At 72.5% G+C, this 24,960-nt stretch carries 21 protein-coding genes; 14 read left to right on the top strand and 7 right to left on the bottom strand.

From position 1 onward, the window contains the following. Window positions 1-109 precede the first annotated feature (109 nt). The 3 genes from ACQP26_RS21005 (at window position 110) to ACQP26_RS20995 (ending at window position 4,180) form a co-directional block, all read left to right on the top strand. On the top strand, window positions 110-598 hold the full coding sequence (locus ACQP26_RS21005; protein ID WP_269705015.1) for a Rieske (2Fe-2S) protein: 489 nt from the start codon (window positions 110-112) through the stop codon (window positions 596-598). 83 nt (window positions 599-681) lie between these two features. Further along, the gene (uvrC, locus tag ACQP26_RS21000) at window positions 682-2,628 is read left to right on the top strand and encodes an excinuclease ABC subunit UvrC (RefSeq protein WP_433493788.1); all 1,947 of its coding nucleotides are present in this window, start codon (window positions 682-684) and stop codon (window positions 2,626-2,628) included. 892 nt (window positions 2,629-3,520) lie between these two features. Further along, a complete protein-coding gene (locus tag ACQP26_RS20995; protein WP_281578052.1) occupies window positions 3,521-4,180 on the top strand; it encodes a C39 family peptidase in 660 nt (219 codons plus the stop codon). A gap of 104 nt (window positions 4,181-4,284) precedes the next feature. On the opposite strand, the gene recQ is transcribed toward ACQP26_RS20995, so the two are convergent. After that, window positions 4,285-6,171 carry a DNA helicase RecQ gene (gene recQ, locus ACQP26_RS20990; RefSeq protein WP_269705020.1) on the bottom strand — a complete coding sequence of 629 codons (1,887 nt, stop codon included), beginning with the start codon at window positions 6,169-6,171 and terminating at the stop codon, window positions 4,285-4,287. Window positions 6,172-6,343: 172 nt separating this feature from the next. Between recQ and rapZ the strand changes: the two genes are divergently transcribed. From rapZ to ACQP26_RS20950, 8 genes are all read left to right on the top strand, one after another. After that, window positions 6,344-7,267, top strand: a complete 924-nt coding sequence (rapZ, locus tag ACQP26_RS20985) for an RNase adapter RapZ (RefSeq protein ID WP_433493787.1) — start codon at window positions 6,344-6,346, stop codon at window positions 7,265-7,267. Then, window positions 7,264-8,268 (top strand): gluconeogenesis factor YvcK family protein, encoded by a 1,005-nt coding sequence (locus ACQP26_RS20980; RefSeq protein ID WP_120568917.1) that lies wholly within the window; start codon window positions 7,264-7,266, stop codon window positions 8,266-8,268. The genes rapZ and ACQP26_RS20980 overlap by 4 nt, the downstream gene beginning before the upstream one ends. A gap of 54 nt (window positions 8,269-8,322) precedes the next feature. Continuing rightward, window positions 8,323-9,303, top strand: a complete 981-nt coding sequence (whiA, locus tag ACQP26_RS20975) for a DNA-binding protein WhiA (RefSeq protein ID WP_018788213.1) — start codon at window positions 8,323-8,325, stop codon at window positions 9,301-9,303. A 264-nt stretch (window positions 9,304-9,567) separates the two neighbouring features. Then, on the top strand, window positions 9,568-10,572 hold the full coding sequence (gene gap / locus ACQP26_RS20970; RefSeq protein ID WP_013287466.1) for a type I glyceraldehyde-3-phosphate dehydrogenase: 1,005 nt from the start codon (window positions 9,568-9,570) through the stop codon (window positions 10,570-10,572). Beyond that, window positions 10,569-11,768, top strand: a complete 1,200-nt coding sequence (locus ACQP26_RS20965; protein ID WP_433493786.1) for a phosphoglycerate kinase — start codon at window positions 10,569-10,571, stop codon at window positions 11,766-11,768. Before gap ends, ACQP26_RS20965 begins: the two co-directional genes overlap by 4 nt. Next, the gene (gene tpiA / locus ACQP26_RS20960; protein ID WP_433493785.1) at window positions 11,769-12,560 is read left to right on the top strand and encodes a triose-phosphate isomerase; all 792 of its coding nucleotides are present in this window, start codon (window positions 11,769-11,771) and stop codon (window positions 12,558-12,560) included. 95 nt (window positions 12,561-12,655) lie between these two features. Further along, window positions 12,656-12,916, top strand: a complete 261-nt coding sequence (gene secG / locus ACQP26_RS20955) for a preprotein translocase subunit SecG (protein WP_018788217.1) — start codon at window positions 12,656-12,658, stop codon at window positions 12,914-12,916. 130 nt (window positions 12,917-13,046) lie between these two features. Next, on the top strand, window positions 13,047-13,391 hold the full coding sequence (locus ACQP26_RS20950) for an RNA polymerase-binding protein RbpA (protein ID WP_269705032.1): 345 nt from the start codon (window positions 13,047-13,049) through the stop codon (window positions 13,389-13,391). A gap of 65 nt (window positions 13,392-13,456) precedes the next feature. Here the strand turns inward: ACQP26_RS20950 and pgl are convergent, their stop codons facing one another. The 6 genes from pgl to tkt all read right to left on the bottom strand — a co-directional run bounded on the left by pgl (window position 13,457) and on the right by tkt (window position 21,920). Beyond that, window positions 13,457-14,227: a 6-phosphogluconolactonase gene (gene pgl, locus ACQP26_RS20945; protein ID WP_433493784.1), complete on the bottom strand. Its 771-nt coding sequence runs from the start codon at window positions 14,225-14,227 to the stop codon at window positions 13,457-13,459. Between the two features lie 69 nt (window positions 14,228-14,296). Further along, a complete protein-coding gene (locus tag ACQP26_RS20940; RefSeq protein WP_281577246.1) occupies window positions 14,297-15,313 on the bottom strand; it encodes a glucose-6-phosphate dehydrogenase assembly protein OpcA in 1,017 nt (338 codons plus the stop codon). A 31-nt stretch (window positions 15,314-15,344) separates the two neighbouring features. Further along, window positions 15,345-16,859, bottom strand: coding sequence for a glucose-6-phosphate dehydrogenase (gene zwf / locus ACQP26_RS20935; RefSeq protein WP_269705036.1), 1,515 nt, complete (start codon window positions 16,857-16,859; stop codon window positions 15,345-15,347). Between the two features lie 50 nt (window positions 16,860-16,909). Next, the gene (locus ACQP26_RS20930; RefSeq protein WP_433493783.1) at window positions 16,910-18,487 is read right to left on the bottom strand and encodes a glucose-6-phosphate isomerase; all 1,578 of its coding nucleotides are present in this window, start codon (window positions 18,485-18,487) and stop codon (window positions 16,910-16,912) included. A gap of 99 nt (window positions 18,488-18,586) precedes the next feature. Continuing rightward, on the bottom strand, window positions 18,587-19,765 hold the full coding sequence (tal, locus tag ACQP26_RS20925) for a transaldolase (RefSeq protein WP_433493782.1): 1,179 nt from the start codon (window positions 19,763-19,765) through the stop codon (window positions 18,587-18,589). 16 nt (window positions 19,766-19,781) lie between these two features. Beyond that, window positions 19,782-21,920, bottom strand: a complete 2,139-nt coding sequence (gene tkt, locus ACQP26_RS20920; RefSeq protein WP_433493781.1) for a transketolase — start codon at window positions 21,918-21,920, stop codon at window positions 19,782-19,784. Between the two features lie 263 nt (window positions 21,921-22,183). Here tkt and ACQP26_RS20915 point away from each other — a divergent pair, with 263 nt between their 5' ends. From ACQP26_RS20915 to ACQP26_RS20905, 3 genes are all read left to right on the top strand, one after another. Then, the gene (locus ACQP26_RS20915; protein WP_269705041.1) at window positions 22,184-23,143 is read left to right on the top strand and encodes a heme o synthase; all 960 of its coding nucleotides are present in this window, start codon (window positions 22,184-22,186) and stop codon (window positions 23,141-23,143) included. A 219-nt stretch (window positions 23,144-23,362) separates the two neighbouring features. Further along, window positions 23,363-23,695: a hypothetical protein gene (locus tag ACQP26_RS20910; RefSeq protein WP_269705042.1), complete on the top strand. Its 333-nt coding sequence runs from the start codon at window positions 23,363-23,365 to the stop codon at window positions 23,693-23,695. Between the two features lie 9 nt (window positions 23,696-23,704). Continuing rightward, on the top strand, window positions 23,705-24,622 hold the full coding sequence (locus ACQP26_RS20905) for an ATP-grasp domain-containing protein (RefSeq protein ID WP_433493780.1): 918 nt from the start codon (window positions 23,705-23,707) through the stop codon (window positions 24,620-24,622). Window positions 24,623-24,960: the final 338 nt, after the last annotated feature.

Raw genomic sequence — 24,960 nt, 5'->3', positions numbered from 1 at the left:
TACGCGTTTTCGCAGGCCGGACCGTCGGTGCCCGGTCTGTGACGCGCCAGTATGAACCGTGCCCCACGCTGGTGCGTGTTTCCGCAGTAAGCCAAGAGAAAGGCCGGATATGAGTGATGATCAGGCGTTGACCCGACCGGTCACCCAGAGCCGCCGTACCCTGCTCGCCGGGGCCGGAGCACTCGGCGCGGCCGTGGTGCTCGCGGGCTGCGGCAGCGACGACGACGCGTCCCCGGGGGCGGCCCCGACCAGCGGCGGCCCGCCCGGCGCCACCGCGACCGGCGACGCCGGCGGCGGCGACCGGGACGGCAGCAGCGCGCTGGCGCGCACCTCGGACATCCCGGTCGGCGGCGGTGCCGTCTTCGCCAGCCAGGGCGTGGTGATCACCCAGCCCGAGGCCGGCCAGTTCAAGGCGTTCGACCCGATCTGCACGCACCAGCGCTGCCCGGTGTCGAACGTCGACGGCGGCACGATCAACTGCACCTGCCACAACAGCCGGTTCTCGATCGTCGACGGCTCGGTGAAGGGTGGCCCGGCCACCAAGCCGCTCGCGGCGAAGGAGATCAAGGTCGACGGCGACCAGATCAAGCTGGCCTGACCCGTTCCGCGCCCCCGCCGGCACGTCGTCGGCGGGGGCGCGGCGACGGTCGCGTGTCAGGGGTGCGGACTAGGCTTGACACCGTGGCTGACCCCTCGACCTACCGTCCCGCGCCCGGCACCATCCCGGAGTCGCCAGGGGTCTACCGCTTCCGCGACGGCACCGGCCGGGTGATCTACGTCGGCAAGGCGCGCAACCTGCGCAGCCGGCTCAACTCCTACTTCGCCGACCCGGTCGGCCTGCACCAGCGCACCCGGCAGATGGTGTTCACCGCCGAGTCGGTCGACTGGATCACCGTCGCCACCGAGGTCGAGGCGCTCCAGCAGGAATACACCTGGATCAAGCAGTACGACCCCCGGTTCAACGTCCGCTACCGCGACGACAAGTCCTACCCCTACCTCGCGGTCACGCTCGACGAGGAATACCCCCGGTTGCAGGTGATGCGCGGGGTGAAGCGCAAGGGCGTGCGCTACTTCGGGCCGTACTCCCACGCCTGGGCGATCCGCGAGACGCTCGACCTGCTGCTGCGCGTCTTCCCGGCGCGGACCTGCTCGTCCGGGGTGTTCAAGCGGGCCGGGCAGGTCGGCCGGCCCTGCCTGCTGGGCTACATCGGCAAGTGCTCCGCGCCGTGCGTCGGCAGCGTCACCGCCGACCAGCACCGGGAGATCGTCGACGGCTTCTGCGACTTCATGGCCGGCCGCACCGACACCATGGTCCGGCGGCTGGAGAAGGAGATGCTCGACGCCAGCGAGCAGCTGGAGTTCGAGCGGGCCGCCCGGCTGCGCGACGACGTCGCGGCGCTGCGCCGGGCGATGGAGAAGCAGACGGTGGTGCTCGGCGACGGCACCGACGCCGACGTGGTCGCCTTCGCCGACGACCCGCTCGAAGCCGCCGTGCAGGTGTTCCACGTCCGCGGCGGCCGGGTGCGCGGTCAGCGCGGCTGGGTGGTGGAGAAGACCGAGGAGCTGACCACCGGCGACCTCGTGCACCACTTCTGCACCCAGGTGTACGGCGGCGAGCAGGGCGAGGCCGACGTGCCCCGCGAACTGCTCGTCCCCGAGCTGCCGGGCGACGCCGACGCGCTCGCCGACTGGCTCACCGCCCGCCGGGGCAGCCGGGTGTCGCTGCGGGTGCCGCAGCGCGGCGACAAGCGGTCGCTGCTGGAGACCGTCGAGCGCAACGCCAAGGACGCTCTGGCCCGGCACAAGCTCAAGCGGGCCGGTGACCTGACCACCCGCAGCCAGGCGCTCGACGAGATCGCCGAGGCGCTCGGCATGAACACCTCGCCGCTGCGCATCGAGTGCTTCGACGTGTCCCAGATCCAGGGCACCGACGTGGTCGCCAGCATGGTCGTGTTCGAGGACGGGCTGCCCCGCAAGAGCGAGTACCGCCGGTTCATCGTGCGCGGCGCCACGGACGACCTGTCGGCCATGTCCGAGGTGCTGCGGCGGCGGTTCGCCCGCTACCTCGACGCCCGCGCCGAAACCGGCGAGCTGGGCGAGGAGACCGCCTCCGACCCCGACCGCCCCGGCATCGACCCGACCACGGGGCGACCGCGCAAGTTCGCGTACCCGCCGCAGCTCGTGGTGGTCGACGGCGGCCCGCCCCAGGTCGCTGCCGCCGCCAAGGCGCTCGCCGAGCTGGGCATCGACGACGTGGCGCTGTGCGGGCTGGCCAAGCGGCTGGAGGAGGTCTGGCTGCCCGACGACGAGTTCCCGGTGATCCTGCCGCGCACCTCCGAGGCGCTCTACCTGCTGCAGCGGGTCCGCGACGAGGCGCACCGCTTCGCCATCACGTTCCACCGGCAGCGGCGTTCCAAGCGCATGACCGAATCCGCGCTGGACAACGTCCCCGGCCTCGGTGAGGTACGCCGCAAGGCGCTGCTGCGGCACTTCGGCTCGTTGAAGCGGCTGGCGTCCGCCACGGTGGAGGAGATCACCGAGGTGCCCGGGGTGGGCAGGCGTACGGCCGAGGCGATCCTGGCCGCGCTGGACGGCTCCACCACCACCGAAGCCGCCCCCCGTTCCTGACCCTTCTCCTGCTCGCGCCTGCTCGCGCCTGCTCGCGCCTGCTCGCGCCTGCCGTCGTGGGCCCCGGCCGCTGTCCGGCGTGCGTCAACAAACGCCCGGTGTCCGGTCCGCCGGCCCGCCACCGCCGTCGCTGCCGCGGGTGGAACGCCATGGGTGTCTCGGGCTGCTTTTGGCACCCATGCCGCTCCAGTCGCCGTCGCCAGGTGCCTCGGGTGGAACGCCATGGGTGTCTTCGCCCGCCTTTGACACCTACGCCGTTCCAGCCACGCCTCTTCCCGATAGGCGAAACCGCCATCCCGTCCCCTGATCTTGCAGTTGGTGCCCAACAAGTGCCCGCTTTGCGAGGCTTGTTGGGCACCAAACTGCAAGATCGGCCGTGCGCGTTCACCGCGCGAAGGCGCCGCCCAGCGCGCCCTGGGACCGGTGTCCGGTTTGCCGGGGTGGCGCGTCGTGGTCGGCGCCATGCTCACGGCGGAATCCGGGGTGGGGCGCAGGCGTTGTACATGGCTGACCGCCCAGGCACCAGGTCGAGCGCCGGACACCGGCCCGCCGAGGCGCCCGGATTGGTCAGGGAATCGGCCCGGCCCGGTCGTCGTTACATCCCCGAGCGACGGGCACCGCCGTCCCGGAATGACCCCGGCCCGCCGGCCGTTACATCCCCCCGGATCGAGCCGCGAGGCCACGCCGCCGGACAGGCCCCGTCGGGTCGCACCGACCCGACCGGGAGCCACGGCGGGAATGAACCCGGCCCGGTGGTCGTTACATCCCCGAGCCGCGGAGCAGCCCTCTTTCGGGCCGCCCGCGTGCCGCCCGTCCGACGGGCACCCCTCAAGACTTTCCCCTTCGCGGCATCCCCCTGCCGCGTATCCCCCACTTCAGGGAGGCAACCATCATGGCTACCACTCTGCTGCGCAAGACCGTTCTGACCGCTGCCGGTGTCGTCGCCACCGCTGGTGGCATCGCCGGCCCCGCCATCGCCGCCCACGCCGCCCCCACCACCGGCACCACGAGCGTGGTCGCCGACCGCAAGAGCGGTCATGGCGAGCGGGAGCTGGACGTGCGCTACGAAGCCCAGCCCAACTTCTACTTCTGCGGCCCCGCCGCCGCCCGCAACGCGCTGAGCGTGCAGGGCAAGAACATCGACGTGCACGCCATGGCCAAGGAGATGGGCACCACCGAGGCCGGCACCAACTCCATCAACGACATCACCCCCGTGCTGAACAAGGAGACCGGCGCGAAGGACGCCTACAAGTCGGTCGAGATCAGCACCCCCAAGGCCGACGACAAGCAGACCGACAAGCTTCGCGCCGACGTGGTCAAGACCGTCGACGCCGGCCGGGCCGTGGTCGCCAACATCGCCGGCACCGCCACCGACACCGACGGCACCACCCACTCCTTCGAAGGCGGCCACTACATCAGCGTCATCGGCTACCGCGACGACGGCCGCACCGTCACCATCGCCGACAGCGCCGACCCGAACACCGCCACCTACCGCATGAGCATCGACAACCTCGCCGACTGGATCGCCACCCGCGGCTACAGCACCAGCTGACCAACCGCACCACCCCGCCGCGCCCACGAGTGCAGAGCAAAAGAGCAAGACGCACGCGGAAGGGCCCGACCCCCACCACGGGGGCCGGGCCCTTCTCGCGTGCGTCAGGACTCGGCGAGGACGGCCAGGATCGCCTCGCCGTACTTGGCGAGCTTGTTCTCACCGACCCCGTTGACCCGGGACAACTCGGCCAGCGAGACGGGTGGCTCGGCGGCGATTTGCCGCAGCGTCGCGTCGTGGAAGATGACGTACGCCGGGACGCCCTGCTCCTTGGCGGTGGCCGCGCGCCACGCGCGGAGCCGCTCGAAGACGGGCGCGGCGGCGGGGGACAGGTCGGCGACCACCGTGGCGGCGCCCCGGGGTTTGGCGGACCGGCCGCCCGCCGGACGTTCCGGCTCCTTGCGCAGGGTGACAGTGCGGCGGCGGCCGAGCACGTCCGCGCTCGCGTCGGTCAGCGCCAGCGTGCCGTAGTCGCCCTCGACGGCGAGCAGCCCTTCGGCGAGCAGTTGCCGCACCACGCCCCGCCACTCGGCCTCGCGCAGGTCGGTGCCGATGCCGAAGGTGCTCAGCGCGTCGTGGCCGTACTGGTCGATCTTGTCGGTGTGCTTGCCGAGCAGGATGTCGATGCTGTGCCCGGCGCCGAACCGCTGGTTGCGTTCGCGGTCGAGCCGGTAGACGGTGGACAGCAGCTTCTGCGCGGCGACGGTGCCGTCCCAGGACTCCGGCGGGTCGAGGCAGGTGTCGCAGTTGCCGCAGTCGGCCACCTCGGTCTCGCCGAAGTATTCGAGCAGCTGGGCGCGGCGGCAGCGGACCGTCTCGCAGAGCGCCAGCATCGCGTCCAGGTGGGCGGCGAGGTTGCGCCGGTGCGCCAGGTCGCCCTCCGACGTCTCGATCATCTTGCGTTGCTGCACCACGTCCTGGAGCCCGTACGCCAGCCAGGCCGTGGACGGCAGCCCGTCGCGCCCGGCGCGGCCGGTCTCCTGGTAGTAGCCCTCCACCGACTTCGGCAGGTCCAGGTGGGCGACGAAGCGTACGTCGGGCTTGTCGATGCCCATGCCGAACGCGATGGTGGCGACCATGACCAGGCCGTCCTCGCGCAGGAACCGCTGCTGGTTGGCGGCGCGGGTCGAGGCGTCCAGCCCGGCGTGGTACGGCAGCGCGGGGATGCCGTTGGCGACCAGGAACTCGGCGGTCTTCTCCACCGAGGCCCGGGACAGGCAGTAGACGATCCCGGCGTCGCCGGGGTGCTCGTCGCGCAGCAGGCTCAGCAGCTGGCGGCGCGGCTCCCGCTTGGGCACTATGCGGTACTGGATGTTGGGCCGGTCGAAGCTGGCCACGAAGTGCCGGGCCTCGGTGAGCCGCAGCCGGGTGGCGATCTCGGTGCGGGTCGCCCGGGTCGCGGTGGCGGTCAGCGCGATCCGCGGTACGTCCGGCCAGCGCTCGTGCAGCATCGACAGGTTGAGGTAGTCGGGGCGGAAGTCGTGGCCCCACTGGGAGACGCAGTGCGCCTCGTCGATCGCGAACAGCGCGATCCGCCCGCGTTCCAGCAGGCCGAGCGTGGACCGCACGGCGAGCCCTTCCGGGGCGAGGTAGAGCAGGTCCAGCTCACCGGCGAGGTAGGCCGCCTCGACCCGGCGCCGCTGCGCCGGATCCTGGGTCGAGTTGAGGAACCCGGCCCGGACGCCGACCGCGGTGAGGGCGTCGACCTGGTCCTGCATGAGCGCGATCAGCGGCGACACGACCACCGCCACACCGTCGCGGACCAGCGCGGGGATCTGGTAGCACAGCGACTTGCCGCCACCGGTGGGCATGAGCACCAGCGCGTCGCCGCCGGCCACCACGTGCTCGACGACCTCCTGCTGGAAGCCGCGGAAGGCGTCGTACCCGAAGACCCGCCGCAACACGTCGAGCGCATTGCCGGTCGGTGGGGAGCCGGCCGGTGGGGAGGTGGCCGATGGGGAGGTGGTCCGCTCGTCGGTGGGGGAGACCATCCGCGCAGTCTACGAGCGTCCCCCGACAGCGCCCGCCTCGGCGAGCCGTCCCGAGGGCGGCGAACTGTTCCGGTCGTCACCCCGTGGAATCCCGAGCCGGGTCGCAGCCGTTAGAGTCGCTGATTGACCATGCGCGGCCGACCGGCCGCGGCGCCACGGCTGGGGGTAGCGGGTGAGCGAGGCGCGTACAGCGGGTGACCTGGGGCCTACCGAGGGGGAGACGGTGCCGGCCGAGTCGGACACCTCCCTGGTGGTGGTGACCGGCCTGTCCGGCGGCGGACGCAGCACCGTGGCCCGGGCGCTGGAGAACGTCGGCTACTACGTGGTCGACAACCTGCCGCAGGCGTTGCTGCTGGACATGGCCGAGCTGGCGTTCAAAGCCGGCGGCGCGGCCCGGCGTACGGCGATGGTGCTGGACGTGCGCTCCCGCGCGTTCTCCACCGACCTGGCCGGGGCGATCCGGGAGCTGCGCGAGCGCGGCTTCTCCCCCCGGGTGGTCTTCGTCGACGCCGACGACGAGGTGCTGATCCGCCGGTTCGAGAGCGTGCGCCGCTCGCACCCGTTGCAGGGCGACGGGCGGCTGGCCGACGGCATCGCGGTCGAGCGGACCCTGCTGGAGGAGGCCCGCGAGCAGGCCGACGTGATCATCGACACCAGCCACCTGAACGTGAACCAGCTGCGCCGCCGGGTCGAGGAGCTGTTCGGTGGTGAGGACGCCCGCCGGCTGCGGATCACCGTGATCTCGTTCGGCTTCAAGTACGGCCTGCCGCCGGATGCCGACTTCGTGATGGACGCGCGCTTCCTGCCGAACCCGTACTGGGTGCCGGAGCTGCGTGAGCACACCGGCCGGGAGGAGGCGGTCAGCGCGTACGTGCTGGGCCAGGAGGGCGCCGACGCGTTCGTGGCCGGCTACGCCGACCTGGTCAACGCCACCACCGCCGGGTTCGAGCGGGAGGGCAAGCGCTACCTGACCGTGGCGGTCGGCTGCACCGGCGGCAAGCACCGCAGCGTGGCCATCGCCGAGGAGCTGGCGTCCCGGCTGCGCCACTCCGGCATCGCCGCCAACGCCCAGCACCGGGACCTGGGGCGGGAGTGACCCCGACCAGGGTGGTCGCCTTCGGCGGCGGGCACGGGCTCTCGGCGTCGCTGCGGGCGCTGCGTCACTGCGTACCCGAACTGGACCTGGACATCACCGCGGTGGTCACCGTCGGTGACGACGGCGGCTCCAGCGGCCGGTTGCGCGCCGAGCGCGGCGGCCTGCCGCCGGGCGACCTGCGTCAGGCGCTCGTCGCCCTGGCCGGTGACCACCCGGCCACCCGGCGCAGCGCGGCGTTGTTCCAGCACCGCTTCGCCGCCGCCGTGCCGCCGGCGCCGACGATCGCCGCGCCGGTACCGGTCGCGGTGGGCGACTCGCTGGCCGGTCACGCGGTCGGCAACCTGCTGCTGCACGGGCTCACCGAGCTGCTCGGCGACCCGGTGGCCGCGCTCGACCACGCCGGGGCGATGCTCGGCGCGGTGGGACGGGTGCTGCCGATGTCCCGCCAGCCGGTCGGCATCGAGGCCCGGGTCCGCGGCGCCGACCCGGAGCATCCGGACGAGGTGTCCACGGTGCGCGGCCAGCATCAGGTCGCGGTCACCCCGGGCACCGTCGAGTCGCTGCGGCTCAACCCGTCCGCGCCGGCCGCGTGCGCCGAGGCGGTGACGGCGGTACGCGCGGCGGACTGGCTGATCTTCGGGCCCGGCAGCTGGTACACCAGCGTGCTGCCGCACCTGCTGGTGCCGGGGCTGGCCGACGCGATCGTGTCCAGCCCGGCGCGGCGGCTGGTGACACTCAACCTGGTGGCCGAGAAGGAGACCTCGGGGCTCTCCCTGCCCGACCATCTGGACACACTGCGGCGCTATCTGCCTGAGCTGAAGGTGGACCGGGTGCTCGCCGACTCCACGGCGGTGGGTGATCCCGCGGCGGTCGAACGTGCGGCAGAATCGCTTGGTGCCCGGCTGGTCCTCGCTCCCGTCGCCGTCCTGGACGGCACGCCCCGTCATGACCCAGCCGCCCTGGGCGCCGCGCTGGTGCCTGTCCTGCGCGCCGATCGTTAGACACGTACGTAAACACCGGCGACACGCCGGAACCGGTCCGTGAGGGGGCGCACTATGGCGATGACGGCTGCGGTCAAGGACGAGCTGAGTCGGGTCGACGTGCCCAAGCCCTGCTGTCGCCGGGCGGAGATGGCCGCCCTGCTGCGTTTCGCCGGCGGCCTGCACATCGTGTCGGGCCGCGTCGTGGTCGAGGCGGAGCTGGACACCGGCGCGGTGGCCCGCCGGCTGCGGCGGGAGATCGCCGAGGTCTACGGCTACCCGAGCGAGATCCACGTGCTCGCCTCCGGCGGCCTGCGCAAGGGCAGCCACTTCATCGTGCGGGTGGTCAAGGACGGCGAGGCGCTCGCCAGGCAGACCGGCCTGCTCGACGTGCGGGGCCGCCCGGTGCGCGGCCTGCCGCCGCACGTGGTCGCCGCGAACGTCTGCTGTGCCGTGTCGGCCTGGCGGGGCGCGTTCATGGCGCACGGCTCGCTGACCGAGCCGGGCCGTTCGAGCGCCCTGGAGATCACCTGCCCCGGCCCGGAGTCGGCGCTGGCGCTGGTCGGCGCCGCCCGCCGGATCGGCATCACCGCCAAGAACCGCGAGGTGCGCGGCGTGGACCGGGTGGTGGTCAAGGACGGTGACGCGATCGCCGCGCTGCTCACCCGCATCGGCGCGCACTCCAGCGTGCTGGCCTGGGAGGAGCGGAGGGTACGCCGGGAGGTGCGCGCCACCGCCAACCGGCTGGCCAACTTCGACGACGCCAACCTGCGCCGCTCCGCGCGGGCCGCGGTCGCCGCCGCCGCCCGGGTGACCCGCGCGCTGGAGATCCTCGCCGACGACGCCCCGAACCACCTGACCTCGGCCGGGCGGCTGCGGCTGGAGCACCGTCAGGCCTCGCTGGAGGAGCTGGGCGCGCTCGCCGAGCCGCCGCTGACCAAGGACGCCATCGCCGGCCGGATCCGCCGGCTGCTCGCGCTGGCCGACAAGCGTGCCCGTGACCTGGGCATCCCGGATACGGAAGCGGCAGTCACGCCGGACATGCTCGTGGTCTGATAGGACTCGGGCGGCAGCGCACCGCGAGCGGGATCACCACCCGCCGCAGCGCGACGCCGCGCGCTCGGATATGGTCGCTGCGTACGGCAAGGGGGCCGGAACAGGCGCTCCTCGCCGTGCTCACCGCCTCGGGCGGTCAGGTCTCCGGGACCGCGGCGGGGTGGCCGAGATGACATGTCGACGGCCGGCTCCAACGGTCGGCGCACACACCTCCGCCGGCCCCGGTCTGGCGCCGGCGGACCAGAACGCGAGGAGATGGGACCTGTGACCATCCGGGTTGGCATCAACGGCTTCGGCCGGATCGGCCGCAACTTCTTCCGGGCAGTGCTGGCGTCCGGCGCTGACATCGAGGTCGTGGCGGTCAACGACCTGACCGACAACGCGACGCTCGCCCACCTTGTCAAGTACGACAGCATCCTGGGCCGCCTCCCGCACGAGGTGAAGGCCACCGCCGACGAGATCACCGTGGGCGGCAAGACCATCAAGGCGTACGCCGAGAAGGACCCGGCCAAGCTGCCGTGGGGCGAGGTCGGCGCCGACGTCGTCATCGAGTCCACCGGCTTCTTCACCGACGGCACCAAGGCGAAGGCGCACCTCGACGGCGGGGCCAAGAAGGTCATCATCTCCGCGCCGGCGAAGAACGAGGACGTCACCGTGGTCATGGGCGTCAACCAGGACCAGTACGACCCGGCCAAGCACAACATCATCTCGAACGCCTCCTGCACGACGAACTGCCTCGCGCCGATGGCGAAGGTCCTGCAGGACACGTTCGGCATCAAGCAGGGTCTGATGACCACCATCCACGCGTACACGCAGGACCAGAACCTGCAGGACGCGCCGCACAAGGACCTGCGCCGGGCCCGGGCCGCCGCGCTCAACATCGTGCCGACCTCGACCGGCGCCGCGAAGGCCATCGGCCTGGTGCTGCCGGAGCTCAAGGGCAAGCTGGACGGCTACGCGCTGCGCGTGCCGATCCCGACCGGCTCGGCCACCGACCTGACCGTCGAGGTCGGCCGGGAGACCACTGTGGACGAGGTGAACGCCGCGCTCAAGGCCGCCGCCGAGGGCCCGCTGCGGGGCATCCTCACCTACAACGAGGACCCGATCGTCTCCGCCGACATCGTGACCGACCCGGCGTCGTGCATCTTCGACGCGCCGCTGACCAAGGTGATCGGCAACCAGGTCAAGGTCGTCGGCTGGTACGACAACGAGTGGGGCTACTCGAACCGCCTGGTGGACCTGGTGAAGCTGGTGGGTCAGTCGCTGTGACGATCCGTAACCTCGACGACCTGCTCGCCGAGGGGGTGTCGGGTCGGCGCGTGCTGGTGCGCGCCGACCTGAACGTCCCGCTCGACAAGCAGACCGGGGAGATCACTGACGACGGCCGGATCCGGGCCGTCCTGCCGACGCTGAGCGCGCTGGTGCAGGCCGGCGCGAAGGTGGTCGTCTGCTCGCACCTGGGCCGCCCGAAGGGCGCGCCGGACCCGCAGTTCAGCCTCCGCCCGGTCGCCGGGCGGCTCGGTGAGCTGCTCGGCTCCCCGGTGCACTTCGCCGAGGACACCGTCGGCGACTCGGCGCGGGCATGCGTGGCCGACCTGGCCGACGGGCAGGTCGCGCTGCTGGAGAACCTGCGGTTCAACAAGGGCGAGACCAGCAAGGACGACGCGGAGCGGGGCGCGTTCGCCGACCAGCTCGCCGCGCTCGGTGACGCCTACGTGGACGACGCGTTCGGCGCGGTGCACCGCAAGCACGCCAGCGTGCACGACGTACCGGCCCGGCTGCCGCACTTCGCGGGCCGGCTGGTGCTGCGCGAGGTCGAGGTGCTCAGCCGCCTCACCGGCTCCCCGGAGCGGCCGTACGTGGTGGTGCTGGGCGGCTCGAAGGTCTCCGACAAGCTCGCCGTGATCGAGGCGCTGCTGCCGACCGTGGACCGGCTGCTCATCGGCGGCGGGATGTGCTTCACCTTCCTCAAGGCCCAGGGCCACGAGGTGGGCACGTCGCTGCTGGAGAAGGACATGGTCGAGACCTGCCGCAACCTGATAGAGCGCGCGCCGGGCAAGATCATGCTCCCGGTCGACGTGGTGGCCGCCGACGCGTTCGCGCCCGATGCCGCGCACGACACCGTGCCGGCCGACGGCATCCCCAGCCACCGGCTGGGCCTGGACATCGGCCCGGAGACGGTGGCCGGTTTCGCCGCCGCGCTGTCGCAGGCGAAGACCATCTTCTGGAACGGCCCGATGGGCGTGTTCGAGATGGCGGCGTTCGCCAACGGCACCCGGGGCGTGGCCGAGGCGATCACCAAGGCCGACGCGTTCAGCGTGGTCGGCGGCGGCGACTCGGCCGCGGCGGTGCGCGCGCTGGGCCTCGACGAGTCGTCGTTCGGGCACATCTCCACCGGTGGTGGCGCCTCCCTGGAATACCTGGAGGGCAAGACCCTCCCCGGCATCGCGGCCCTGGAGAACTGAATGGCGAGCACGACCCGCCGGCCGCTGATGGCCGGCAACTGGAAGATGAACCTGAACCACCTCGAGGCCAACCTGCTGGTGCAGAAGCTGGCCGCGAGCCTGAACGAGAAGCAGCTCACCGACGTCGAGTGCGTGGTGCTGCCGCCCTTCACCGACCTGCGTACCGTGCAGACCGCCGTGGACGGCGACAAGCTGCTGATCGGCTACGGCGCGCAGGACCTCTCTCCGCACCCGTCCGGCGCGTACACCGGTGACATCGCCGGGTCGATGCTGGCCAAGCTGGGGTGCGGGTACGTGGTGGTCGGCCACTCCGAGCGGCGGCAGTACCACAACGAGGACGACGCGCTCGTCAACGCGAAGGTGGCGGCGGCGCTGGCGAACGGGCTCACCCCGATCCTCTGCATCGGCGAGGGCCTGGAGGTCCGGGAGCAGTCGGGTCAGGTGCGGCACTGCTGCGACCAGCTCGACGGCGCGCTGAAGGGGCTCACCGCCGAGCAGGTCACCAAGGTCGTCGTGGCGTACGAGCCGGTCTGGGCGATCGGCACCGGCAAGACGGCGACCCCGGAGGACGCCCAGGAGGTCTGCGGCGCGGTGCGCAAGCGCATCGCCGAGACCTACGACGAGGGCACCGCCGCGCAGGTCCGGATCCTGTACGGCGGGTCGGTCAAGGCGTCGAACGTCGCCGCGATCATGGCGCAGCCGGACGTGGACGGGGCCCTGGTCGGGGGCGCCAGCCTGGACGCGGACGAGTTCGCGCAGATCTGCCGGTTCCCGGAGCACATCGCTCGCTGATCGCTCGCTATCCTTGACGCTGCCCGTCCACCGGTCGGTGCCGCCGTGCCCGACAGGTCCGGGCAGTGATCGCAACGAGAGGACTGACCCCCGCCATGCCGATCTGGTTCGCCTACACGATGATCACGTTGCTGGTCATCACCAGCGTGCTGCTCGTCCTGCTGATCCTCCTGCACCGCGGCAAGGGCGGCGGGTTGTCGAGCATGTTCGGCGGCGGCGTCAGCTCCAGCCTGGCCGGTTCGTCGGTGGCCGAGAAGAACCTCGACCGCTACACCGTTCTGGTGGGAATCGTCTGGTTCGCCTGCATCGTCGGGCTCGGACTCTGGCTGCGGCTGCAGATGGCCAGCGGCACCTGAGTCGGCGCTGAGAAGCGTACAATCTGCGCGCGGTCCGTCACGGACCGCGCGCAGTTTTGTTTCTCCGCGCGTCGCCCGTCGCCTGCCCCCTCCGGCGGCGGTCCCCTCCGACGACAGGGAGCGAGCAACCGTGCCCAGCAACAACGTCATCCGCGGCACCCGGGTCGGGTCCGCCCCCGAGCGGTTCGACCAGCGGGTGGAGCCCGCGCCGCGCCGCCCGGTCGTCTACTGGTGCCGCCACGGGCACCGGGTCGAGTTCCTGATCGCCGCCGAGGCGGAGACGCCGGCGGCCTGGGAGTGCCCCCGCTGCGGTGAGCCCGCCGGCCCCGACCCGGGCGCCCCGCCGGACCGCGAGCGCGCCGAGCCGTACAAGACCCATCTCGCGTACGTGCAGGAGCGGCGCACGCCGGAGGAGGGGGAGGCGCTGCTGGCCGAGGCCCTCGACGCGCTGCGCCGACGTCGTGGCCGCGCCTGAGCCGAGGTGTTGAGAAGGGGCCCCTTCTCTACCGGAGACGTTAAGAAGGGGCCCTTCCTTACACCTCAGCGGAGGCTTCGCAGGCGCGGCGGCACGTTCGCCGCCGCGGCCCGGTCGAGCAGCCAGAGGGTACGGGAGACGCCCTGCACCCCGGCGGCCGGCACCTGCACCGGCCCGGCCCCGGCCAGCGCCATGCCCACCGCCCGGGCCTTGTCCGCCCCGGCGGCGATCAGCCAGACCTCCTCGGCCGTGTTGATCGTCGGCAGGGTCAGCGTGGTCCGCACCGGCGGCGGCTTCGGGCTGCCCCGCACCGCGCTGACCGGCCGGTTGTCGTGGTGCACCGGGTGCTCCGGGAACACCGACGCCACGTGCCCGTCCTCGCCGACGCCGAGCATCAGCACGTCGAAGTGCGGCACGATCGCGTTACCGGGCCGGGCGGCGGCGGCCAGCTCCCGGGCGTACCCGGCGGCGGCCGCCTCCGGGTCGTCACCGGCGGGGCCGTCGGAGGCAGGCATCGGGTGGATCCGGGCCGGGTCCAGCGGCACCGTGTCCAGCAGCGCCGCCCGCGCCTGCGTCTCGTTGCGCTCCGGGTCACCGGCGGGCAGGAACCGCTCGTCACCCCACCACACGTCGACCCGGGACCAGTCGACCGCGTCCCGGGCGGGCAGCTGCCCGACCGCCCGGTACACCGCCGCGGCGATCCGCCCGCCGGTCAGCACCACCGACGCCTGGCCGCGCTCGGCCTGCGCGTCGAGCAGCTTCACCACCAACCGGGCCGCCACCGCCTGCGCCAGCAGGTCGGGGTCGGCGTGTACGGCGACACTCGCCTCAGTCATCCGTCGAGCCCTCGTGTTCCGACCGCCCACCGGCGGTCACCTGTGCCTCCGACCGCCCGGTCCGGGCGGTCACTCGTTCGCGGTCGCGCCCGCGTGCGCGGTCACGCCGGCCTCGGCCCGCTGGGCGGTCGCCGGATCCTTCCACACGTGCACCCGCTGAGCCGGACGCTGGTCGAGCCCGGTGATCCCGGCGGTGGCGCCGAGCGCCTCCGCGTACACCTGGTCGGCGTCGAGGCGGCGCAGCTCCTCGGCCAGTTCGTCGCCGAGCGGCCGGCGTACCAGCGGCAGCATGCGGTCCTCCTGCCCGGTACGCCGGAACACCGCGACGCTGTCGTCCCGGGTGAGCGTCAGCTCGTCGCCGTTGGCGCAGCGCAGCTGCACCTGGCGCATCCGCGGGAACTCGTCGGTGGCGGTCAGGACCGGGTCGATGCCGAGCCGGGCGCTGAGCCACCCGCGCATCAGCGCCGCCGTCGGGTCCGACGGGGGCGCCACCACGCTCGCCTCGGTGACCCGGGCCTGGGTGGTGTCGAACGCGCCCGCCACGAGCGTGCGCCACGGCGTGATCCGGGTCCACGCCAGGTCGGTGTCGCCGGGGGCGTAGTCGTGAGCCCGTTGCCGCAGCGCGGCGATCGGGTCGGCCGCCTGCGCCGAGTCGGTGATCCGCCGGTCCGCGACCACGCCGAGGAAGTCGGTGGAGATCTCCTGCGGCGGTTCGCCGTGCCACCACGTCACCACCGGTACGTCGGGCACCAGCAGCGGCATCACGACGGATTCGGCGTGCAGGGCGAGCCGCCCGTACATCCGGGTCACGACCGCCTCGCACGGGCCGAGCCGGCCGCCCACGACGATCTCCGCGTCCAGCCGGTTGCGGTCCCGTTCCACGTCGGAGCGGACCACCACGAGCAGACGGCACGGATGCGCCGCCGCGGCGATGGTGGCCGCGGCCTCGGCCTCGCGTACCCGCTTCTCGTCCACCACCACGATCAGCGTGAGCGCCATGCCACTGGCCACCCCGCCCGCGCTGCGCCGTTCCGCGGCCAGCGCCTTCACCACCTCGTTGCCGGTGGTGTCCCACAGCCCGATCAATGGAGCCTCCTGGTTCGCTCGCAGTGCTCGCTCACGCTCTCCGCCAAGCCCGGCCCTCGCGGGCCAGCATCTCGTCGGCGGCCCGGGGCCCCCACTCACCGGCCCGGTACGGCTCCGGGGTGGTGCCCTCCCAGGCGTGCTCCAGCGGGTCGACGACCTGCCAGCTCTGCTCCACCTCGGCGGCGTCCGGGAACAGCGTCCGGTCGCCGATCAGCACGTCCAGCACCAGCCGCTCGTACGCCTCGGGGCTGGACTCGGTGAACGCCTCGCCGTACTGGAAGTCCATCGCGATGTCGCGGACCTCCATCGTGGTGCCCGGCACCTTGGAGCCGAACTTCAGCACCACGCCCTCGTCCGGCTGCACCCGGATGACCAGCTGGTTGGGGCCGAGGGACTCCATGTCGGCGGCGTTGAACGGCAGGTGCGGCGCCTTCTTGAACATGATGGCGACCTCGGTGACCCGCCGGGGCAGCCGCTTGCCGGCCCGGATGTAGAACGGCACCCCGGCCCAGCGGCGGTTCTGGATGCCCAGCTTCACCGCCACGTACGTCTCGGTGGTGGAGCCCTCCGGGACGCCCTCCTCCTCGAGGTAGCCCTTGGCGCGTTCGCCGCCCACCCAGCCGGGCAGGTACTGGCCGCGCACGGTGTCCTCGGAGACGTCGTGCGGCACGGTGATCGCCTTGAGCACCTTGAGCTTCTCGGCCCGGATCTCGTCGGCGTCGAAGCTCGTCGGCTCCTCCATCGCGACCAGGGCGAGCAGCTGGAGCAGGTGGTTCTGGAGCACGTCGCGGGCCGTGCCGACGGAGTCGTAGAAGGCCGCGCGGGTGCCGATGCCGACGTCCTCGGCCATGGTGATCTGCACCGAGTCGACGTACTTGGAGTTCCACAGCGGCTCGAACAGGTTGTTGGCGAAGCGCAGCGCCAGGATGTTCTGGACCGTCTCCTTGCCCAGGTAGTGGTCGATCCGGAACACGTCCTGGCGGGTGAACACGTCGTCGACGAGGTCGTTGAGGGCCTTGGCCGAGGGCAGGTCGTTGCCGAACGGCTTCTCCACGACCACCCGCCGCCAGCCGCCGGACTTGGCGTTGTCCGCCATGCCGGTACGGGCGAGCTGCTTGAGCACCACCGGGAAGGCCGCCGGGGGGATGGAGAAGTAGAAGGCCGCGTTGCCGGCGATGCCGTGCGAGTCGCGCAGCTCGTCGAGCGTGGCGGCGAGCTGGTCGAACGCCGCGTCGTCGTCGAACGAGCCGCCGACGAACTTGATGTTGCCGGCGAGCCGGGCCCACACCTCCTCCCGCCACGGGGTGCGGGCATGCTTCTTGGCCGCGTCGTGCGCCACCGACTCGAAGTCGCCGTCGCCCCAGTCCCGGCGGGCGAAGCCCAGGACCACGAAGCCGGGCGGCAGGAGCCCCCGGTTGGCCAGGTCGTAGACCGCCGGCAGCAGCTTCTTGCGGGCCAGGTCACCGGTCACCCCGAAGATCACCAGGGCACACGGCTCGGGGATCCGGGGCAGCCGCCGGTCCTGCGGATCGCGCAGCGGGTTCACCGGGCCACCTCCTCCTGCGTCTCGGTCCGCTGATTCCAGGTCATTGATCGTCACGTGCGTGTCCGTCCGGCCGTTTCCAGGAGCTGGGCGACACCCGCCGCCCGCTCGGTCAGGTGCAGGCGCAGCACCCGGTGCTCCCGGCCGGCCAGGGCCCGCCGGTCGCCGGCGGCCTGGGCCGCCTGGAGCTGCGCGAAGGTGTACGGACGACCGGGCACGTCCAGATCATCGGTGACCGCACCGGTGATCTGGAGATGCCGGCCGTACGGGTCGGTGTGCTCCGGCCGGCGCGGTCCCCAGCCGAAGGTGACCGGCCGTCCGGCGGCCCGGGCCAGCAGCGGGCGCAGCCCGGCGAGGGCCGCGTCGGCGTGCCGGTCGAGGTACGCGGTCACCACGAGGTGCTCCCGTTCGCCCAGCCCGTCGAGCAGCCAGCGCAGCGCGCCGGTCAGGTCGGCCGGTGCGCCGCTCGGGGCGTACACCTCGATCGCGTCCCGGACCGACGACGGTGGCCCGGCGTCGGGCTCGACGTCGACGTCGACCTCGATGGCGGCGGGTGCCGCGAACGGGTCGGCCCGCAGCGTCACCGCGGCGGCCGCGGCGGCGTAGGTCCAGGTCAGCAGGTGCGCGCCGAGCGGACCGTTCACCGCGATGTCGGCGGCCACGCCCGGTCCGACGCCGGCGCCGAGGGCGCCGCCGAGACCGACTGTGAGCACGCCCGGCCCGGTGGCACCGGGGGAGCCGGGGGACTCCGCGACCACCGGCAGGAGCCGTCCGCCGGTCGCGTCCGCCAGCAGTGCGCCGGCCCACCGGCCCAGACCGTCGAGGCCGGTGCCGTCGGGAACGAGCGCGACCGTGTCCCGTCCGGCGCCGGGCGCCGCGCCCAGGGCCGCGCCGAGCGCCAGGGCCGGGTTGTCCCGGTCCCGGTCGAGCGCGCCGGTGAGCGCCTCCGCCTCGTCCAGCACCTCGGCCACCGGAGCGCCGGCCAGCGCCGCCGGGACCAGGCCGGACGCGGTGAGCGCGGCCCACGGCCCGGCCACGCCCGGTTCGGCCGGGATCACCACCGCGCCCAGCTCGTCGGCGCGCGCCGCCGGCTCGGAACCGGGCTCGGTGACCACCACGACGTGCCGGGCGGCGTCGGGGCCCTCGTCCGCCCACGCCTGCCGGTAGGCCCGCAGGTGGGCGTCAGTGGTCCGGTCCAGGCCGCGCCGGGCGGCGAGCACCAGGAGGGTACGCGCCGGAGCGCCGGCGGCGAGCGCCGCCCGCACCGGCCCCGGATCGGCGGTGTCGAGCACCGTCACCCGGCGGCCCAGGCACTCGGCGACGACCTCGGCGGCGAGCGTGTCGCCGGGGTCGCCGGCCAGCACCACGTGGTCCAGGTCGTCCAGCTCGGCGGCCAGTTCGGCGAGCTGGGGGAGCAGCTCCCGGCTGTGCCGGTGGGCGTGCAGCCAGCCCAGGCGGGCGAGGGCCGCCGCCTCGGCGCCGGGCCCCCAGAGGGCCGGGTCGGCGGCGGCGAGCCGGGCCGGGACGTCGTGGGAGACGAGCGAGGCGCGTGCGGACGCGCCGAGGGCGTCCGCGCCGCGCACGGCCAGCCCGGCGGCCATGTCCGCCCGCCCGGCCAGCAGGTCACTCACGGCGCCACCTCGGCTTCCACACAGCGCTCCCTCACCGCTTCCACGGTACGGCGCGACGCGTCCCGGGGCCGGGCCCCGGGACGCGTCGGACGCCGTCGGTCACGCGTTGCCGCCGGCCTGCTGGGCCGCCTGCGCGTTGCCCTCGGCGGCCCGGTGCGGGCTGCCCGAGCCCTTGGCCGCCTCGGCGAGGGACTTCTTGACCCCCTCCAGCAGCTCCACCCAGCTCGCCTCGAACTTCTCCACGCCCTCGCGCTCCAGCGTGGCGATTACGTCGGACAGGTCCACGCCCACCGACTGGAGGTCGGCGAAGACCTGACGCGCGTCGTCGTAGGCGACGGTGACGGTGTCCGCCTTCGTCTCGCCGTGCTCGGCGTAGGCGTGGATGACCGGCTCCGGCATGGTGTTGACGGTGCCGGGCGCGATCAGCTCCTCGACGTAGATGACGTCCCGGTAGTCCGGGTTCTTCGTCGAGGTGGAGGCCCACAGTGGGCGCTGCGGGTGGGCGCCCGCGTCGGCCAGCTTCTGCCAGCGCGCCGAGGAGAACACCTCGCCGTAGCGCTCGTACGCCAGCCGGGCGTTGGCGACGGCGGCCTTGCCGCGCAGCGCCTTGGCCTGGTCCGAGCCGATCTTCTCCAGCCGCTTGTCCACCTCGGTGTCGACCCGGGAGACGAAGAACGAGGCGACCGAGCCGATCTTCGACAGGTCGTGCCCGTTCTCCTTCGCCTGCTCCAGGCCGGCCAGGAAGGCGTCCATCACCTGCGAGTACCGGTCCAGCCCGAAGATCAGCGTGACGTTGACGCTGATCCCCTCGGCCAGCGTGGCGGTGATCGCGGGCAGGCCCTCCTCGGTGGCCGGGATCTTGATGAACAGGTTCGGCCGGTCGACCAGCCACCACAGCGCCTTGGCCTCGGCGACGGTCTTCGCCGCGTCGTGCGCCGAGCGCGGGTCCACCTCGATCGACACCCGCCCGTCCACGCCGCCGCTGGTCTCGTACGACGGGCGCATCACGTCGCAGGCCCACCGCACGTCGTACGTGGTGAGCATGCGGACCGCCTCCTCGACGTCCACGCCGCGTACGGCGAGGTCACGAAGCTGCCAGTCGTACTCGTCGGCGTCGCTCAGCGCCTTGGCGAAGATCGTCGGGTTGGTGGTCACCCCTGCCACGTGGCTCTCCCGGCGCAGCTTGTCCAGCCCGCCGGAGCTCAGCCGTACCCGGGAAAGGTCGTCGAGCCAGATCGCCACCCCGGCGCCCTGGAGCTCCTTCAGCCTGTCCGTCATGACGCCCACGCTCCCCTCAGTTGCCGGTCGTGAAACCGGTGATGTCGCCGACCCGGGTCAGCGCCGCGTGCGCGGCGGCCACGATCCGGTCGGGGGTGAACCCGAACTGCTCGAAGAGCACGGTGTGCGGCGCGCTGGCGCCGTAGTGCTCGATGCTCACGCACTCGCCGCTGTCGCCGACGATCGCCCGCCACGACATCGCGATGCCCGCCTCCACGCTCACCCGTGCCTTTACCCCGCGCGGCAGCACCGACTCCCGGTACGCCTCGTCCTGGGCGAAGAACCACTCCTGGCAGGGCATGGAGACGACGCGGGTGGGGGTGCCGTCGGCCTCCAGCCGCTCCCGCGCGGTGAGGCAGAGCTGCACCTCGGAGCCGGTGCCGATGATGATCACCTGCGGCTTGCCGTTGGACGCCTCGGCCAGCACGTACCCGCCCTTGGCCACGCCCTCGGCGCCGGCCAGGTCGGTGCGGTCGAGCGTCGGCAGCGCCTGGCGGCTGAGCGCCAGCGCGGTCGGCCGGTCGGTGTGCTCCAGCGCCTGCCGCCACGCCCAGACCGTCTCGTTGGCGTCGGCCGGGCGGACCACGTCCAGGCCGGGGATGGCCCGCAGCGCGGTCAGGTGCTCGATCGGCTGGTGCGTCGGGCCGTCCTCGCCCAGGCCGATCGAGTCGTGCGTCCAGACGTACGTCACCGGCAGCTTCATCAGCGCGGCCAGCCGCACCGCCGGGCGCATGTAGTCGCTGAACACCAGGAACGTGCCGCCGTACGGGCGGGTGCCGCCGTGCAGGGCGATGCCGTTGAGGATCGAGCCCATGGCGTGCTCGCGGATGCCGAAGTGCAGCGTGCGGCCGTACTCGTCACCGGGGAAGTCCTTGGTGGCGTGCGCGGCCGGGACGAACGACCGCTCGCCCTTCATCGTGGTGTTGTTGCTCTCGGCCAGGTCGGCCGAGCCGCCCCACAGTTCGGGCAGCACCGGCGCCAGGGCCTCCAGGATCTTGCCGGAGGCGGCGCGGGTGGCGATGCCCTTGGCGTCCGCCGGGAAGGTCGGCAGCGCGTCGGTCCAGCCGGTCGGCAGCGTACGGGTGGCCATCCGGTCCCACAGCGCCTTGCGCTCCGGGTTGGCCTGCGCCCAGGCGTCGAACCCGGTGGTCCACTCGGCCTGCTCCTGCGCGCCGCGCTCCAGCACCTGACGGGCGTGCTTGAGCACCTCCTCGTCGACCTCGAAGGTGCGCTGCGGGTCGAAGCCGAGGATCTCCTTGGTGGCCTTGACCTCGTCCGCGCCGAGCGCCGAGCCGTGGATCTTGCCGGTGTTCTGCTTGTTCGGGGCGGGCCAGCCGATGATCGTGCGCAGCGCGATGAACGACGGCCGGTCGGTCTCCGCCTTGGCGGCCAGCAGCGCCTGGTAGAGCGCCTCCACGTCCTCGTGGTAGTCGCCCTGGTCGGCGTCGCCGCTGCGCCAGTCGACGGTCTGCACGTGCCAGCCGTACGCCTCGTAGCGGGCCGCCACGTCCTCGCTCTTGGCGATGCGGGTGTCGTCCTCGATCGAGATCTCGTTGTCGTCGTAGATCACGCAGAGGTTGCCGAGCTGCTGGTGACCGGCGAGCGCGCTGGCCTCGTGGGTGATGCCCTCCTCGATGTCACCGTCGGAGGCGATGCACCAGATGTCGTGCCGGAACGGCGAGTCGGCGCGGTCCGGCTCGGGGTCGAACAGGCCGCGCTCGCGGCGGGCCGCCATGGCCATGCCGACCGCGTTGCCGAGGCCCTGGCCGAGCGGACCGGTGGTGGTCTCCACGCCCGGGGTGTGGCCGTGCTCCGGGTGGCCCGGGGTGAGCGAGCCCCACTGGCGCAGCGCCTTGAGGTCGTCCAGCGACAGGGGGTAGCCGGAGAGGAAGAGCTGGATGTAGAGCGTCAGGCTGGAGTGGCCGGCGGAGAGCACGAACCGGTCGCGTCCGGCCCAGTTCGGGTCGGCGGGGTTGTGCCGCATGACCCGGTTGAAGAGCAGGTACGCAGCCGGGGCGAGGCTCATCGCCGTTCCCGGGTGGCCGTTGCCGGATTTCTCCACGGCGTCCATGGCCAGCACGCGGACCGTGTCGACGGCCCTGCGGTCGAGGTCGGACCAGTTGAGAGCGGGAAGCTCGGGTCGGTTGGCAGCCACGATGGTTGTGCTCCTCGGCAGATGGGCGGAACCCTCACTGATGACCCTATCGAGCGGTGCTAAACGTCCGCCCGGGGATCTCAGCATGCTGTTCTGTACGGATCGCGGACGTCTCGCCGTTCAACCCCAGGTGTGACGGCTCGCACCGTTGCCGGGTCCACGGGGCAGCGAAAACGACGCCGCGTAGTGTGTGGGGCGGTGTGTGGACCCGCAGCGGTCCGGGCCGAACGACCTCCCCCGCCGATGCCGGAAGGTGGCAATCCGTGAGCATGATCACCGAGCGCCCCGTCAGCAACCCTGCCGGGCAGTCGCCGGTGGGCGCGGTGGCGGAGTTGCCGGCGAGCGGCCGGCGGGACGTGCGCGCCGTGGTGGCGGCGTACGTGACGCTGACCAAGCCGCGGATCGTCGAGTTGCTGCTGGTGACCACCGTGCCGGCGATGATGCTGGCCCACGGCGGGATGCCGTCGCTGTGGCTGGTCGCGGTGGTGCTCGTCGGCGGGTCGCTCGCGGCCGGCGCGGCGAGCGTCATCAACTGCTACATCGACCGCGACATCGACCAGCTCATGCGGCGCACCAAGCGCCGCCCGCTGCCCGCGCACACCGTGTCGCCGCGCAGCGCGCTGGTCTTCGGCCTGGTGCTGGCCGCCGTGTCGGTGGCGCTGATGGCGGCGGCGACGAACTGGCTGGCGACGGTGCTGACGGTGGCTGCGATCGCCTACTACGACCTGGTCTACACGCTGTGGCTGAAGCGGACCACCGCCGCCAACACGTTCTGGGGCGGCATCTGCGGTGCGGCGCCGGTGCTGATCGGCTGGGCCGCTGTCACCGGCACGCTGGCGCCGGCCGCGTGGGGCCTGTTCGCTGTGGTCTTCTTCTGGCAGATGCCGCACTTCTACGCGCTGGCCATCAAGTACAAGGCGGACTACGCCCGCGCCGGGGTGCCGATGCTGCCGGTGGTGGCCTCGGTCCGGCGGGTCAATGCCGAGATCATCGGCTTCTCCTGGCTGACGGTGCTCTCCTCGCTGGCGGTGTGGCCGCTCGGGATGAGCCCGATCTACGGCGTGACGGCGCTCGTGGTCGGCGGGATCTTCCTCGTCGAGGCGCACAAGCTGTGCCGGCGCGCGACGCGCGGCGAGGCGGTCAAGCCGATGCGGCTGTTCCACTGGTCCACCACGTACCTCACGATCCTCTTCGCGGCCGTCGCGCTCGACGCGCTCATCTGACCCGCCCGTCCGGCGGTTCATCAGAAATTTTTTTCGGGCTTCCGCGGAGGGGGCCAACCTGGACAGATTGTGACGATCTCGCCTGTCCGCTTCGCCCAGGATTAAGCGACATGTACGGGCAAATTACCTGTGGTTCTTCTTAAACCGATGGGTAATTGGCATCACATTCAGTTCATGGTTCTCGCACATCCGGGTGGAAGTCTGCTTAGGCTTCGCGTCATGGCAGATGGTTCCGATACGACGCTGACGGCTGACAAGACCGCCGAGCAGGCCCCCAACGGCCTGGTCGCGGGCATCAAGTCGTTCGCCGCCGGGCACGGCGGCGCGAAGGCGGTCATCGAGTACGTCGGCAAGCGCGGCGCACGGATCGTCCTCGTGGGTTCCGACGGGGTATGGGCAGACCAGTTCGCCGACGACACGAACGTCGCGCGGCAGGCCTGCGCGAAGGCCGGAGTCGACGTCGAGAACGCCTGGGAGCGTGAACTGATGGACCAGATGCGTCCGAGCAACGACCTCTGGCGGTCGATGGCCCGGCGCACGATGGCCCGTTGACATAACCGAATGACCGACCACCACCAGTCGACCCGGGGGAGACCCCGGGTCGCTTTCGTCACCTGCGCCGAGCTGCCCGACCTCGACCCGGACGACCGGCTCGCGCTCGGCCCGCTCGCCACCCGCGGCGTCACCACCGAGATCGCCGTCTGGGACGACCCGGCCGTCGACTGGGGCGGGTACGACCTGGTCGTGCTCCGCTCCCCGTGGGACTACGCGCTGCGGCGGGACGAGTTCGTCGCCTGGGCGCGTACCGTGCCGGCCCTGGTGAACCCGGCCGACGTGGTCGCCTGGAACACCGACAAGCGCTACCTGTCCGAGCTGGCCGCCGCCGGGGTCCCCACCGTCGCGACCGAGTGGGTCGAGCCCGGGCAGGCGTGGACGCCACCGGCCACCGGCGAGTACGTGCTCAAGCCGGCCGTCAGCGCCGGCAGCCAGGACACCGGCCGCTACGACCTGACCGACGGGCAGCACCGCGAGCTGGCGCTGGCCCACGTACGGCGGCTCTCCGGCGCCGGACGGGTCACCATGGTCCAGCCGTACCTCGACGCGGTGGACACCGCAGGGGAGACCGCCCTGCTGTTCCTGGCCGGCCCCGACGGCCTGGCGTTCAGCCACGCGATCCGCAAGGGTCCGATGCTGACCGGGCCGGACCTGGGCGAGGCCGCGCTCTACAAGGAGGAGCGGATCGACGCCCGCGCCGCCACGGCGGAGCAGCGCGCCGTGGCCGAGAAGGTGCTGGCGGTGGTGCCCGGCGGCCCGGACCGCCTGCTCTACGCCCGGGTCGACCTGATCCCCGGCCCGGACGGCGAGCCCGTGCTGGTCGAGCTGGAGCTGACCGAGCCGAGTCTGTTCGTCGGGTACGCCGACGGCGCCCCGGACCGGCTCGCCGACGCGGTGCTCACCCACTTGACCCCCCGCGCCTGACCCGTCCCGCCTGGCGGTGGCCGTGGCCGTGGCGAGCGTGCCGGCCCTGGCGGCGTCCGGGCTTTGGCAGCGGGCCCGGGACCGCGACCCTCCCGGCTGCGGACGCACCTCGCCGACCCACCCAACGCGGTGCACGCAACGCCAGGCTGTCTCAGGGCTCGAGGCACCCACGGTGTTCCACTCGCTGTCTGCCGGGGCCCTGGGTGGAACACCATGGGTGTCTCAGGGCTGTCCAGGCACCCATGGTGTTCCACTCGCGATCCGTCCGTGCCGTGAGTGGAACGCCATGGGTGGCACGAGGGGGCGCGTTTCCACTCGGGCTGGCGGCGCGTTTGCCG

Origin of the sequence: Micromonospora sp. CA-248089, from assembly GCF_050948515.1 — a bacterium.
Lineage (GTDB): Bacteria > Actinomycetota > Actinomycetes > Mycobacteriales > Micromonosporaceae > Micromonospora.
This window is presented reverse-complemented; position numbering and strand designations above follow the sequence as displayed.

What these genes read in the sequence shown, in the direction of transcription:
- pgl (WP_433493784.1), bottom strand. Translation starts at nt 14,227, where the DNA reads ATGACTGAGGCGAGTGTCGCCGTACACGCCGACCCCGACCTGCTGGCG.
- recQ (WP_269705020.1), bottom strand. Translation starts at nt 6,171, where the DNA reads ATGGTCTCCCCCACCGACGAGCGGACCACCTCCCCATCGGCCACCTCC.
- tpiA (WP_433493785.1), top strand. Translation starts at nt 11,769, where the DNA reads ATGGCGAGCACGACCCGCCGGCCGCTGATGGCCGGCAACTGGAAGATG.
- ACQP26_RS21005 (WP_269705015.1), top strand. Translation starts at nt 110, where the DNA reads ATGAGTGATGATCAGGCGTTGACCCGACCGGTCACCCAGAGCCGCCGT.
- ACQP26_RS20910 (WP_269705042.1), top strand. Translation starts at nt 23,363, where the DNA reads ATGGCAGATGGTTCCGATACGACGCTGACGGCTGACAAGACCGCCGAG.
- ACQP26_RS20905 (WP_433493780.1), top strand. Translation starts at nt 23,705, where the DNA reads ATGACCGACCACCACCAGTCGACCCGGGGGAGACCCCGGGTCGCTTTC.
- secG (WP_018788217.1), top strand. Translation starts at nt 12,656, where the DNA reads ATGCCGATCTGGTTCGCCTACACGATGATCACGTTGCTGGTCATCACC.
- whiA (WP_018788213.1), top strand. Translation starts at nt 8,323, where the DNA reads ATGGCGATGACGGCTGCGGTCAAGGACGAGCTGAGTCGGGTCGACGTG.
- tal (WP_433493782.1), bottom strand. Translation starts at nt 19,765, where the DNA reads ATGACGGACAGGCTGAAGGAGCTCCAGGGCGCCGGGGTGGCGATCTGG.
- ACQP26_RS20995 (WP_281578052.1), top strand. Translation starts at nt 3,521, where the DNA reads ATGGCTACCACTCTGCTGCGCAAGACCGTTCTGACCGCTGCCGGTGTC.